This window comes from Collinsella aerofaciens (assembly GCF_019131995.1).
Lineage (GTDB): Bacteria > Actinomycetota > Coriobacteriia > Coriobacteriales > Coriobacteriaceae > Collinsella > Collinsella aerofaciens_S.
In genome coordinates, this window is sequence record NZ_JAHONA010000019.1 from 29,954 (window position 1) to 42,806 (window position 12,853).

Sequence of the window (12,853 nt, forward strand, 5' to 3'; positions counted from 1 at the left end):
AGCGTCAAGTATGAATCTTTCATCCCAGAAGAGCGCGATCGCACTCTCCGCGTCCGCGGCCGCGCTGCTCATGCCGGTTTCCGCGTTCGCTGAGGACGGCGCTGCCGGTGCGGACATCCTCATCCCTAAGATGGCGGAGTTCATCCCGGCGCTTATCGCCTTCCTGATTATCTGGATCGTGCTGGCCAAGGTCGCCCTGCCGGGCATCATGAAAACCATGGAGGAGCGCGGCAAGAAGATCGAGGAGAGCCTCGACGAGGCCGAGAAGACCAAGCAGGAGGCTATCGCCAAGCGCGCTGAGTCCGACTCGATCGTCACCGACGCCCGTCGTCAGGCTGCCGACATTGTTCTCGAGGCCCGTAAGGACGCCGAGTCCGAGCGCGCCCGCATTATCGAGGCTGCTCACAAGGAGGCCGAGGAGATCATCGCCAAGGCTCATACGACCGTCGAGGACGAGCGCAAGTCCATCTACGCCGGTGCCGCGAGCTCCATCGCCGACCTGTCCGTTGCCGTCGCCACCAAGATCGTGGGCGAGGCACTCGAGGACGATGCCGAGCAGAAGAAGCTCATCGAGCGCTACATCCAGGAAGCAGGTAGCCTGAATGCCGACTAGCCGCTATCAGGACAAGGTGCTCGAGACCTACGCGCGCTCCCTTCTGGAAGCCGCTAAGGCCGAGAACCATGTGTTCGAGGACCTCGAGATGATCGAGCGTCTGGCTAGCGCCAGCCCCGAGATCATCGCCGTGCTCGACACCATGTCCAAGCGCGACCAGCTCGACCTTCTTCCCAAGGTGGCAGCTGCCTTTAAGTATGTTGCCGAGGAAGACGAGGATGTAGTGGGCGTGACCGTCACCACGGCGATCCCGCTCGACGACGAGCTGCGTCAAACCATCACTAAGAAATGCGAGCAGGACTTCGGCCGCAAGGTATTCCTTATCGAGCAGGTCGACCCGTCTATCGTGGGCGGCCTGGTGCTCGAGGCCCGCGGCGAGCGTCGTGACATTTCCGTCAAGACGCAGCTGCGCATCGCGCAGGAGACCCTCGCAAACTCTGCTAATTCGTACGGAGGTGAAGCCTAATGTCCGAAACCCTCAATGCCCAGGATATCGCCAAGAAACTGCAGGAGCAGCTCACGAGCCTCTCCGCGACGGTCGATACGCATGAGGTTTCAACGGTCGACGAGGTAGGCGACGGCATCGCGCGCGTCTCCGGCCTCAAGAGCGCCATGGCAGGCGAGCTTCTGGAGTTCAAGAGCTCCGATACCGGTGAGACCGTCTTCGGCCTTGCCCAGAACCTTGACCGTGACGAGGTCGGCGCCGTTCTGTTTGGTGCCGTCGACTCCATCAAGGAAGGCGACGAGTGCCGCACCACTGGCCGCATTATGGATATCCCTGTGAGCCGCGCCATGCTCGGCCGCGTCGTCAATCCGCTCGGCCAGCCCATCGACGGCCTGGGCGACATCGTCGCTACGCACCGTCGCCCCATCGAGTTCAAGGCTCCCGGCGTCATCGATCGTACCCCGGTGTGCGAGCCGGTTCAGACCGGTCTGCTCGCTATCGACTCCATGGTGCCTATTGGCCGCGGTCAGCGTGAGCTCATCATCGGTGACCGTAAGACCGGTAAGACCGCCATCGCCATCGACGCTATCCTCAACCAGCGCGGCAAGGGCATGGTCTGCATCTATGTCGCCATCGGCCAGAAGGCCTCCACGGTTGCCAACATCCGCGAGACCCTCGCTCAGCACGGTGCGCTCGACTACACCATCATCGTTTCGGCCACCGCTGCCGATTCCGCCCCTATGCAGTACATCGCGCCTATGGCCGGTGCCGCTATTGGCGAGTTCTTTATGTACAACGGCGAGGACGGCAAGCCCGCCAGCGAGACCAACCCCGGCGGCCACGTGCTCGTCATCTACGATGACCTGTCCAAGCAGGCTGTGGCCTACCGTCAGATGTCGCTGACGCTGCATCGTCCGCCCGGACGCGAGGCCTATCCTGGCGACATCTTCTACCTGCACTCTCGTCTGCTCGAGCGTGCCGTCAAGATGTCCAAGAAGAACGGTTACGGCTCCATGACGGCTCTTCCGATCATCGAGACCCAGGACGGCGACGTCTCGGCCTACATTCCGACCAACGTCATTTCCATTACCGATGGTCAGATCTACCTGCAGTCCGAGCTCTTCTTCCAGGGTCAGCGCCCGGCAGTCGACGTGGGTATCTCCGTGTCCCGCGTCGGTGGCGATGCGCAGACCAAGGCCATGAAGCAGGTCGCCGGCAACCTCCGTCTGGACCTCGCTTCCTATCAGGAGCTCGCTGGCTTTACGCAGTTTGGCTCCGACCTTGACGAGGCTACTCAGAAGCAGCTGACCCATGGTGCCCGCATGACCGAGCTCCTGAAGCAGCCGCGCTACAAGCCGTTTGAGGTTGGCGAGCAGATCGTTACGCTGTTCGCTGGCAACGAGGGCTTCCTGGATGACCTGGAGATTGCCGACGTGCTGCCTTTCCGTGCCGAGCTCATCGAGTACATGGACAATGGCTTTGGCTCGCTGCTCGACAAGGTTCGCGCCAAGAAGATCGATGATGACACCAAGGCTGAGCTCTTGCGCGTCATCGGCGACTTCAAGCAGCAGTTCATGGCCAAGCACCATTCGGATGTTTCTGGATCAGAGGAGAACTAAGCCCCATGGCCAACCTTCGCGACATTAAGAAGCGAATCTCCTCGGTTACCACGACCAAGCAGATCACGCGCACGATGGAGATGGTCTCTACGGCCAAGATCCGTCGTGCTCTCGATCGCTCCAAGCAGGCCGAGCCCTATAAGGAGGCGCTGACCGACGTCATGTTGACGGTCGCCGGCGACGCCTCCTGTTCGGGCACCGATCCCATGCTGCAGAAGCATGAGAGCGTCAAGCATGGCCTGATTGTCGTTATTGCCTCGGACCGCGGCCTTGCCGGCGGTTTCAATACGACGGTGGAGCGCACGGCCGAAAAGCTCGCCGCTTCTTGGGCGAACGACGGCATCGAGTGCGAGATCATCGCGTGCGGGCGTAAGCCGGCCACGTATTTCCGTGACCGCACAAACGTCGTCATGCACTTTGAGGGCAACTCCTCTGAGCCCGATTTCAATCAGGCCCGCATGATCTCCTCTCATATCTGCGATGCGTATCGTGCCGGTGAGCTTGACCGTGTCGAGCTTGTCTACCACCACGCCAAGAACCGCGTGGATCAGGAGCTTCGCGTCGAGCATCTGTTGCCGCTCGACCCCGAGATGATCGCTATGGCCCACGGTCCGCGTAAGAACGAGACCGACGCCCCTAAGCGCATCTCGTCCACGTTCGAGTTCGTGCCCTCTCCCGAGCATGTTCTCGGCAAGCTTGTGCCGTCTTATATCCTGACGGTCATCTACCAGGCCCTGATCGATTCGGCGGCTGCCGAGCAGGGTGCACGCCGCAAGGCCATGCACTCCGCGACGGAAAACGCCACCGCGATCATCTCGACCCTTACCCGCACGTATAGTCGCGTGCGCCAGGCTTCGATCACGACCGAGATTAACGAGATCGTCGGCGGAGCCTCAGCATTGGAGGAACAGTAATGGCTAATAACACCGTAAAGCTTGCGGTCGAGGAAGCCACCAAGAAGACGACTGCCGGTGATGGTCGCATCGTGCGAATCATCGGCCCTGTCGTCGACGTCAAGTTTGACGGCGCGGTGCCCCCGATCTACAACGCGCTCACGGTCGAGGCCGAGACCCCGATCGGTCATCTGAGCACGATCCTCGAGGTCGAGAGCCAGCTTCCGGGCGGCGTCGTCCGCACGGTCGCCATGTCCTCGACCGACGGCCTGCAGCGCGGCCTCATCGCCACCGATACCGGTGAGCCCATGAAGATGCCCGTTGGTCCCAAGACGCTCGGCCGCATTTGGAACGTCATGGGCAAGCCCGTCGACGGCAAGCCCATGCCCGAGGTGGAGGAGTTCTACCCCATCCACCATGCAGCGCCCCGTTTCGACGAGCTCACCACCAAGACCGAGATCTTCGAGACCGGCATCAAGGCCGTCGACCTGCTCGAGCCCTACATCCGCGGCGGCAAGACAGGTCTGTTCGGCGGCGCCGGCGTCGGCAAGACCGTTCTGATCCAGGAGCTCATCAACAACCTCGCCCAGGAGCACGGCGGCACCTCGGTGTTCACCGGCGTCGGCGAGCGTACCCGCGAGGGCACCGACCTGTTCCTCGAGATGAGCGAGTCTGGCGTTATCGACAAGACCTGCTTGGTATATGGTCAGATGAACGAGCCGCCCGGAGCGCGTCTGCGCATCGGTCTGGCCGGCCTTACCACCGCTGAGTATTTCCGTGATCGTGGCCAGGACGTTCTGCTGTTCATTGACAACATCTTCCGCTTCTCCCAGGCAGGTTCCGAGGTTTCCGCACTGCTGGGCCGTATGCCGTCCGCCGTTGGTTACCAGCCCACGCTGGCAACCGAGATGGGCGACCTCCAGGAGCGCATTACCTCGACCAAGACGGGCTCCATTACCTCCGTCCAGGCTGTCTACGTCCCCGCAGACGACCTGACCGACCCGGCGCCTGCCACGACGTTTACGCACCTCGATGCCACCACGGTTCTTTCGCGTAGTATTTCGTCGCTCGGCCTGTTCCCGGCTATCGACCCGCTCGCGTCTTCCTCCGACGCTCTCGATCCCTCGATCGTCGGCGAGGAGCACTACCGTGTCGCCGTCAAGGTCCAGGAGCTCCTGCAGGAGTACTCCGACCTTCAGGACATCATCGCCATCCTGGGTATGGACGAGCTGTCCGAGGAGCAGCGCCTTACGGTCAACCGTGCCCGTAAGATCCAGCAGTTCCTCTCGCAGTCCTTCCACGTCGCCGAGAAGTTCACCGGCAACCCCGGTGTCTACGTCCGCGTTGAGGATACCGTCCGCTCCTTCGCCGAGATTGTCGACGGCAAGGCCGATGACCTGCCCGAGCAGGCTTTCCGCTATGCTTCCACGATTGAGGACGTGCGCGAGCGCGCCCGCAAGATGGGGGAGAAGTAGGTTATGCGTATCCGCATCGTGTGCCCCGTGAGCTGCGCCTATGAGGGCGACGCTGCGTTTGTGTCGATTCCGTCCACGGATGGCGAGTTTGGCGTTCTGCCTGCTCACTCCAGCGAGATCTGCACGATCGACCGCGGTTACGTTCGCGTTTCCGATAAGGCCATGGGCACTGTCGACCACACGTTTGCCGTGGCCGGCGGCTATGCCCAGGTTGCGGACGATCTCGTGACCGTTCTCGCCGAGCGCGCTTGCGATTTGGCGACCGTCGATGCCGACAAGCTTAAAGCTGATATTCAAGGTTTTGAAGAGAAGCTGGGTAATTTGTCGGAGGATGATGCACGCCGCGCCTACCTCTATAATGAAATCGCATGGTGTAAGCTCAAGCTTGCCCAATAGTCAAACGATTTAACGTTCGACCATTTGCGAACACATCATGCCCGGGATGGCCCAGCCATCCCGGGCATGCTTTTTGAAAGGGTAGACCTTGGATATTATCCGCGTTGAGGGTGGCCACGCCATCGGAGGCTCTGTGCCCGTTTCGGGCGCCAAGAACTCCGCGCTCAAACTCATGGCGGCAACGCTTCTGGCGCCGGGCAAGACGACGCTGCAGAACGTGCCCGATATTTCCGATGTCCACGTGATGGGCAAGGTGCTCAAGGGTATGGGCGCCACAATCGATGTCCTTGACGAGCACACGCTCGAGATTGATACCTCTCAGGTCGATTCTTGGGAGGCCCCCTACGAGCTCGTTGCCAAGATGCGTGCTTCCACCGCCGTGATGGGACCCCTGCTGGGTCGCTTCCATCGCGCCAAGATCGCCATGCCGGGCGGCTGCAACCTGGGTGCTCGCAAGATCGATATGCACATTCTTGGTCTTGAGGCCCTGGGCGTTGAGTTCGATACCGCCCACGGCTACATCAACGCTAATGCGCCCCAAGGTCTGCGCGGTACCACCGTCACGCTCGAGTTCGCCAGCGTCGGTGCGACCGAGAACCTCATCATGGCATCCGTGCGCGCGCAGGGCACCACGGTTATCGACAATGCCGCCCGCGAGCCCGAGATCGTCGATCTCGCCAACATGCTCAACGAGATGGGCGCCAAGATTGTCGGCGCGGGTACGCCCGTCGTGACCATCGAGGGCGTGGAAGAGCTGCATCCTGTTACCCATCGCGTAGTGGGCGACCGCATCGAGGCCGGTACCTTTATCGTTGCCGGTGCGTTGATGGCCGACGATCGCGGTGTCGATGTCACGGGCTTTTGCCCCATTCACTTGGGCATGGTGCTCAAGAAGATGGAGCTCATGGGTATCGACTGCGAGCGCGTCGAGGATGGCGTCCATGTAAACCGTGCCGAGCGTATCAAGCCGGTCGACATCCAGACGCTTCCGTTCCCCGGCTTCCCGACGGACATGCAGGCGCAGATTATGGTGCTCTCCGCCCTTGCCGACGGTAGCTCCGTTATCACCGAGAACATCTTCGAGAATCGCTTTATGTTTGCCTCTGAGCTGGTGCGCATGGGTGCCGACATTCGTATCGAGAGCCATCATGCCATGATTCATGGCGTCAAGGGCTTCTCGGGTGCACAGGTTACCTCGCCCGATCTGCGTGGCGGAGCGGCCCTCGTCGTAGCGGGCTTGATCGCCGACGGGACGACCGAGGTTTCGGCCATCCATCACATCAAGCGCGGCTACGAGCAGTTTGTCGAAAAGCTGCAGGCGCTCGGCGCGCATGTCGAGCATGCTTCCGTCCCCGATCCCGTCATCTACTAATACAGGTTGCCTATGTTTAATAAAAAGCCCCTCGCGGATACCACCGCCCGAAGACCCTCAACTGGTGCGCAGGCCAAGATCTACAGTCGCGATAACGTGGCTCGCTATTCCGAGCGCGCTCGTCAACGTCGTCGTAGCCACACGATTCGTCACGTCGCGCTCATTGTCGTGCTTGGTGTGCTGCTGAGTGCCACTACCGCTGCCGGCCTGTGGTTTGCTACCATTATGGGCAAGCTCGGCGATTCTAATGTCATTACCGATAATCTGCGTCGGGTTCTGGTTGACACCGATGAGGCAAAGGATCCGTTCTACGTGCTGCTTCTTGGCACCGACGGCCGTCCGGGCGAGGATACGTATCGTGCCGACTCGATTATCCTGGCACGCATCGACCCCACGCAAAAGCAGGCGACGCTCATTTCCGTTCCGCGCGACACTAAGGTCGAGTACAAGGGCGAGACCATGAAGATCAACGCCTGCCATACCGTTGGCGGCGCCGAGGCCATGGTCGAGGCGGTCAACGAGCTGTGCGGTGTTCAGATTTCCCACTATGCCGAGGTCAGCTTCGACGGTATGCAGGCGCTGATTGATTCGGTTGGCGGTATCGACATTAACGCAACCGATGATGTTGACGACCCTGAGCACCTGGATATTAAGATTACCGCTGGCCAGCAGCATATGGACGGTGCCACCGCCCTAACCTATGCCCGCTGCCGCTACACCTATGCCGACGGCGATTACACGCGCATGCGCCACCAGCGTCAGGTGCTTGGCGCCCTTGCCAACCAGATTCTCAATAACTTCGATGCCACGAAGATTTTTGGCCTGGTTAATTCGCTGTCCGATATGCTCGTAACCGATATGAGCGTTCAGGATATCGTGGCTACGGTCAACGCCATGCGCGGTATGGATGTCGACGGTATCTACTCGGCCAACCTGCCCTCGTACGCCGACGACAGCACCATGATCGACGGTGTGAGCTACGTCTTTGTCTACGAGGACGAGCTCAAGGAAATGATGGAGCGCGTCGATGCCGGCAAGGATCCCAAGGGTCCCAACACCATGGGTCTTTCCGACGGTTCCAGCTCTACGATTGGCGACCTGAACAACAACACGTCTGACGACTACGCAAACGGTACCGCAACTTCATCGGTCAGCTCTGACGATTCCGATGACTCAGGCGATTCGAGCGATTCGGACTACTACGAAGAGCCCACCGGCGACGGTAACGGCTACTCCTACTAGTTCCGCCGTTCTACCGAACGGCGGACCGGCCGACGCTGCGCACCGCCCAAGGCGACAATTTGTCATTCAAAAGGCAGGGCATGACCAGAAGGTCAATGCCCTGCCTTTTTCATGCCAACTTGTCCGCCTTGGGCGACGCTCGCTGACGTTGGCTCAACCTGCGATGCTGTGTAGTGGTAGTCGTTGGGGACGTTCTTAAATGACTAGTCAAAGGGGACACTCTTGCGGCACTTGGCACTTGGGGACGTTCCTTATGTGCCGGCAGTTTGGGACACTCCTTGCGTTAAGAGGCTGGCGTGCGTCAACCTGTTCTCGTTGCAGCAAAAAAAATCGCCCCGTTCTCGGTTGAGGACGGGGCGATTCGTCTTTTGGGCTTATGCAGCCAGGCTTATGCAAAGCGGGCGACGAGTTCCTGCAGGACGTCGGTCATCTTGACGAGCGAACTGACCGGGACGAACTCGTTGACGCCGTGGTAGCAATAGCCGCCGGTGGAAAGGTTGGGGCAGGGCAGACCGCGGAACGACAGCTGGGCGCCGTCGGTGCCGCCACGAATTGGCAGCACTTGGGGCTCAACGCCGCAGGCAAGGTAGGCTTCCTTGGCAACATCAATAAGCTCGGGATAGTCACGAACGATCTCGGCCATATTTCGATACTGCTGCTTAATCTCGACCGTCACGCGCTCCTCACCCAGACGCTGGTTGAGCATCGAGGCAGCGGCATCAATAAGGTCGAGTTTCTGCTGGAACTTGGCGGCGTCATGGTCGCGGACGATATAGCGCGCTGTGGCGTGATCGACGGTCGCAGATACACCCTCAAGGTGATAAAAGCCCTCGTAGCCTTCCGTATACTCCGGGCGCTGTACGTAGGGGAGCAACGCGTTGAAGTCGCAGAACAGATTGCCTGCGTTGACCATACGGCCCTTAGCGTCGCCCGGGTGGATGGACTGGCCCTCAAAGCAGACGGTCGCCTCGGCGGCGTTAAAGCATTCCCACTCCAGTTCGCCGATGGGGCCGCCGTCGACCGTGTAGGCGTACTTGCAGCCAAAGGCATCGATATCCAACAGCTCGGCTCCGTGGCCGATCTCCTCGTCAGGGCAGAAGCAAATGCCGAGTGCGGGATGGGGCAGAGAAGGGTCCTGAGCGATACGCGCGACAAGCGACATGATCTCGGCGACGCCTGCCTTGTCGTCCGCGCCCAGCAGCGTGGTGCCATCGCTGCAGACCAGGTCCTCACCTGCGAGGTCGTTCAGGGCGGGAAGCTTGGCGGTACTCATGGCAACGGGCTTACCGTCAACCGTGCCGCAGACCAGGTCGCCGCCTTCGTAGTGTACGATGTGCGGTTTCACGCCGGCACCCGGTGCAACTTCGGTGGTGTCGAGATGGGCGATCAGGCCCAGGGCGGGCTTGTCCTCAGCGCCCGCACTTGCGGGGATATGCGCGCAGACATAGGCGTGCTCGGTCACGTGGGCATCTTCCGCACCAAGCTCGCGCAGCTCTTCAGCCAGCACGTTGGCAAGGTCAAACTGAACGGCGCTCGAGGGTACCTGGTCGCAGTTTGCATCCTCGGACTGCGTGTTGATCTGGACGTAGCGCAAAAAGCGCTCGAGGACATCGGGGTTCGTGGTGGTGTTTTCCATAAAGACCGCTCCAATCTTGGTCGTCGTGTGCAACAAGAACTCTAGCACGGTATGCCACGGCATACCGCGACGCTTGGATGGGGTAGAATCAGCCATTGAATGCAGAAGGGACGGAAGATCATGGATACGACAAATAGCTCGCGCGAACTACATCTGACGGTGGCGAACGAAGACTACTTGGAGTGCATGGTTCGCATTGAAAGCGAAGAGGGGGAAACCAACGGCGTGCGATCGGTCGACATCGCGCAGCGCCTTGGCGTCTCCAAGGCATCGGTCAATAAAGCGGTTTCGGCGCTCAAGGCATCCGAGCTTGTCGAGCAATCGCACTACGGCAAGGTAATCCTGACCGATCGCGGCCGCGAGGTTGGCACGGCTATCTGGTACCGTCATCGCCTCATCCGCACGTTTTTGGTTCAGGAGCTCGGTGTCGAATTTGAGCGAGCCGATTCCGAGGCCTGCATGATGGAGCATGCGCTATCCGAGGACACGATGAGCCGCTGGCTCGCCTATCTCGAAAAGCAGGGAATCAGCGTCGAGGAATAGCGGGATATATATGGATACGAGTTATTACAACCGCTTTGGTGCCGAGGAACTTACGCGCCGCTTGTCGAGCGAGACCTTGTTGGCGCAGGGCCCCATGGGCAGTGTTTTGTTGAGTGAGTACGATGCCGCCGACATTCCACCGGCGTTTTGGAATCTGGCAGAGCCGCAGACCGTTTCTCGTATCCATCGCTTGTATGTTGCCGCCGGCGCGCAGGTGCTCATTACCAATACCTTTCAGGCATCGAGCTATGCCCTCAAGCACGACCAGATTGCGCCGTCCGTGGCGGAGGTCAATCGCGGGGCCGTCGACGATGCCCGCCAGGCGCACCCTCAGCTACTGCTGGGCTCGATGGGCCCGATCGGTATTGAGTGGTTTGCCGAGGACTCTGTCGAGTATCGTGAAATCCGCGGCATTGCGCGCGAACAGGCGCACGCCTTGCTCAATGCTGGTGTTGACGGTCTGCTGATCGAGACGGTGACGTCTATCCGTAATCTGCAGCCCATGCTTGCCGGCGCCCGAGATGCCGCCGACGGCATGCCTGTTCTGGTGAGTTTTGTCGTTGACGATAAAGGCGACCTGCTGGGCGATGGCCTCAACATCGAGGCAGCCGTTTTGTACGCCGAAAAACACGGCGCAAACTCGGTTGGTGTTAATTGCTGTTCGCTTGCGGCCGCGAATGCGGCGGTGCCCAGGATGGTTGCATCGGCGACTACTCCCGTTACGGTGCGTCCCAACGTAGGCGATCCGGTCCAGACTCAGGATGGCCCCGTATGGCACGAGAATCCCGAAGCTTTCGCGCGCGCATGCATCGAATGGAGACATGCCGGCGCCGCAATGGTGGGCAGTTGCTGTGGAACCACGGCAATCACTACGGCAGCGATGGCCGAGGCGCTCGATATATAAAGGGCAAAACCGCTCCATACGGGGCGGTTTTTTTATTGCTTGCATGTCCTCGGCAGCATTTGCCCAAATGGTGAATGCTGGTGCCGGCAGGTTGCTGAGTGCGTGTTGCGGGTATACCTCACGCGTACCATGATCCAAACACTGTGAGGTGTCTGCGCGTGTGCGCGATAATTCATTTTGGAACTGACGGTTGGCGCGCTCGCGTCGATGAGGACTTCACTGCCGATAACGTTGCCCGTATCGCCGATGCCGTCGGCGAGTTGTGGCAAAAGACCAATCCGGGCAAAACGGTATATATAGGGTTCGACACCCGGCCCCTGGCGAGCGAGTTCGCTGAGCTTGCGGCGGGCGTGCTAGCAGCGCACGGGCTGGACGCCGTGCTCGCTTCGCGACCTGTTCCGACCCCTGCCCTTACGTGGGCGGCGGCTTATGACGGTGAGGCGTGCGGCGCGCTCATGGTGACGGGGTCCCATCATCCGCAGGGTTATCTGTGCCTCAAGATTCGCATGGGTGACGGCTCGACCGCCAACCAGGATGTCATCGAAGAGCTCGAAGAGACCATGGCTCCCGAGCCAATGGGGATCGAGGGGCAATATCGCACCGCGGATATCATTCCTGACTATATGCAGGCGGTGGCATCGTTTGTCGATGCCGAAGCCATCCGCGGCGCGCACCTGCGCGTGGTTGTCGATCCCATGGGCGGCGCAGCCCAGGGTTATCTAGCCGACTTGCTGCGCGAGCTTGGCGTTGAGGTGCACGAGATTCACGCCGGGCAGGCGTCTGACCAAGAAGATATCTGCCCCGACCCCGTTGAGCCTTGGGTGGACGCTTGCGAGCGCACGGTTATCGATGACGGAGCTTGCGCTGGTCTGGTGACCGACGGCGACGCCGACCGTATCGGTGCGGTTGACGAGCGCGGCAGATATATACATCCGCATCAGATCATGGCGCTCGTTTTGGGCGACTTGGTTCAATTTCGTAATTTGGAGGGGCGCGTCGTCGTCAATCTTTCATGCTCGACGCTCGTGCGTCGCATTGCCGAGGCGCTTGGCTGCCGCGTGACCGTCAAACCAGTCGGTTTCAAATATATAGCGGCGGAGATGAAGAAGGGCGGCGTCCTCATAGGCGGTGAAGAAGCCGGTGGTATCGGCATCGCCGCGCATATGCCCGAGCGCGATGGAATCCTCGCCTGTCTGATTCTGTGTGAGCTTATGGCTAAGACGGACGCGCCTTTGGGCGTTCTGGTCGACCAACTCGAGGACAGTTTTGGTAAGACGAGTTACGGTCGACGGGATTTGCGCCTTGAGGCCGAAGATGCCGAAACGTTACGAACCCTGCTGCCGGGCGTAAACCCCAAGTCGATTTGTGGCAAGGTGCCGCAAAACGTTAGTCATATGGATGGCTTGCGTTTGGCATTCGAGGATGACACGTGGCTGCTGGTCCGTCCTAGCGGGACCGAACCAGTGGTGCGCGTCTACGCCGAGGGGTTCTCGGTGGAAGAACGTGATGAGTTGCTCGATGCTGGCTGTGCTTTAGCTAGGGGGACGTATCCGCTCTAACCATGAGACTGCCTTATATAAAGAGATGCTCGGCGAGCGGTAGGTAACGGCTGGCAAACGTTAGTCGGATTCCAAGATGTGTAGGAAATGTGTACGCCCAGATTCCCGCCCACGGCGCCCCTCCGGTCTGGCAATATATCTCCTTGCCGCGCGGCC

The 12,853-nt window shown here is 60.2% G+C and carries 12 protein-coding genes; 11 read left to right on the plus strand and 1 reads right to left on the minus strand.

What is annotated here, in order from left to right:
• Positions 1-10 precede the first annotated feature (10 nt).
• The 8 genes from atpF (at position 11) to KSY82_RS07090 (ending at position 8,055) form a co-directional block, all read left to right on the plus strand.
• Positions 11-613: a F0F1 ATP synthase subunit B gene (gene atpF / locus KSY82_RS07055; RefSeq protein WP_006235712.1), complete on the plus strand. Its 603-nt coding sequence runs from the start codon at positions 11-13 to the stop codon at positions 611-613.
• A complete protein-coding gene (locus tag KSY82_RS07060) occupies positions 603-1,079 on the plus strand; it encodes a F0F1 ATP synthase subunit delta (protein WP_006235713.1) in 477 nt (158 codons plus the stop codon). The genes atpF and KSY82_RS07060 overlap by 11 nt, the downstream gene beginning before the upstream one ends.
• Positions 1,079-2,677, plus strand: a complete 1,599-nt coding sequence (gene atpA / locus KSY82_RS07065) for a F0F1 ATP synthase subunit alpha (RefSeq protein WP_035138794.1) — start codon at positions 1,079-1,081, stop codon at positions 2,675-2,677. Before KSY82_RS07060 ends, atpA begins: the two co-directional genes overlap by 1 nt.
• Before the next feature lie 5 nt (positions 2,678-2,682).
• Positions 2,683-3,591, plus strand: a complete 909-nt coding sequence (gene atpG / locus KSY82_RS07070; protein WP_217750680.1) for an ATP synthase F1 subunit gamma — start codon at positions 2,683-2,685, stop codon at positions 3,589-3,591.
• Positions 3,591-5,045, plus strand: coding sequence for a F0F1 ATP synthase subunit beta (atpD, locus tag KSY82_RS07075; protein WP_006235717.1), 1,455 nt, complete (start codon positions 3,591-3,593; stop codon positions 5,043-5,045). Before atpG ends, atpD begins: the two co-directional genes overlap by 1 nt.
• Before the next feature lie 3 nt (positions 5,046-5,048).
• Complete coding sequence (gene atpC / locus KSY82_RS07080; protein WP_217750681.1) at positions 5,049-5,441, plus strand: ATP synthase F1 subunit epsilon; 393 nt, start codon at positions 5,049-5,051, stop codon at positions 5,439-5,441.
• Positions 5,442-5,529: 88 nt separating this feature from the next.
• A complete protein-coding gene (gene murA, locus KSY82_RS07085) occupies positions 5,530-6,813 on the plus strand; it encodes a UDP-N-acetylglucosamine 1-carboxyvinyltransferase (protein ID WP_195363613.1) in 1,284 nt (427 codons plus the stop codon).
• A gap of 12 nt (positions 6,814-6,825) precedes the next feature.
• On the plus strand, positions 6,826-8,055 hold the full coding sequence (locus KSY82_RS07090; RefSeq protein WP_217750682.1) for an LCP family protein: 1,230 nt from the start codon (positions 6,826-6,828) through the stop codon (positions 8,053-8,055).
• A 388-nt stretch (positions 8,056-8,443) separates the two neighbouring features.
• On the opposite strand, the gene pepT is transcribed toward KSY82_RS07090, so the two are convergent.
• Positions 8,444-9,691, minus strand: coding sequence for a peptidase T (gene pepT, locus KSY82_RS07095; protein WP_217750683.1), 1,248 nt, complete (start codon positions 9,689-9,691; stop codon positions 8,444-8,446).
• Between the two features lie 120 nt (positions 9,692-9,811).
• On the opposite strand from pepT, the gene KSY82_RS07100 reads away from it, so the two are divergent.
• The 3 genes from KSY82_RS07100 (at position 9,812) to KSY82_RS07110 (ending at position 12,697) form a co-directional block, all read left to right on the plus strand.
• On the plus strand, positions 9,812-10,234 hold the full coding sequence (locus tag KSY82_RS07100) for a metal-dependent transcriptional regulator (RefSeq protein WP_040359600.1): 423 nt from the start codon (positions 9,812-9,814) through the stop codon (positions 10,232-10,234).
• 10 nt (positions 10,235-10,244) lie between these two features.
• A complete protein-coding gene (locus tag KSY82_RS07105) occupies positions 10,245-11,138 on the plus strand; it encodes a homocysteine S-methyltransferase family protein (RefSeq protein ID WP_006235725.1) in 894 nt (297 codons plus the stop codon).
• A 158-nt stretch (positions 11,139-11,296) separates the two neighbouring features.
• Positions 11,297-12,697 carry a phosphoglucomutase/phosphomannomutase family protein gene (locus KSY82_RS07110; RefSeq protein WP_195247276.1) on the plus strand — a complete coding sequence of 467 codons (1,401 nt, stop codon included), beginning with the start codon at positions 11,297-11,299 and terminating at the stop codon, positions 12,695-12,697.
• Positions 12,698-12,853: the final 156 nt, after the last annotated feature.

Coding starts and splice junctions, on each gene's coding strand:
- atpD (WP_006235717.1), top strand. CDS start 3,591: ATGGCTAATAACACCGTAAAGCTTGCGGTCGAGGAAGCCACCAAGAAG.
- atpA (WP_035138794.1), top strand. CDS start 1,079: ATGTCCGAAACCCTCAATGCCCAGGATATCGCCAAGAAACTGCAGGAG.
- KSY82_RS07105 (WP_006235725.1), top strand. CDS start 10,245: ATGGATACGAGTTATTACAACCGCTTTGGTGCCGAGGAACTTACGCGC.
- pepT (WP_217750683.1), bottom strand. CDS start 9,691: ATGGAAAACACCACCACGAACCCCGATGTCCTCGAGCGCTTTTTGCGC.
- KSY82_RS07100 (WP_040359600.1), top strand. CDS start 9,812: ATGGATACGACAAATAGCTCGCGCGAACTACATCTGACGGTGGCGAAC.
- KSY82_RS07060 (WP_006235713.1), top strand. CDS start 603: ATGCCGACTAGCCGCTATCAGGACAAGGTGCTCGAGACCTACGCGCGC.
- atpG (WP_217750680.1), top strand. CDS start 2,683: ATGGCCAACCTTCGCGACATTAAGAAGCGAATCTCCTCGGTTACCACG.
- KSY82_RS07090 (WP_217750682.1), top strand. CDS start 6,826: ATGTTTAATAAAAAGCCCCTCGCGGATACCACCGCCCGAAGACCCTCA.
- atpF (WP_006235712.1), top strand. CDS start 11: ATGAATCTTTCATCCCAGAAGAGCGCGATCGCACTCTCCGCGTCCGCG.
- atpC (WP_217750681.1), top strand. CDS start 5,049: ATGCGTATCCGCATCGTGTGCCCCGTGAGCTGCGCCTATGAGGGCGAC.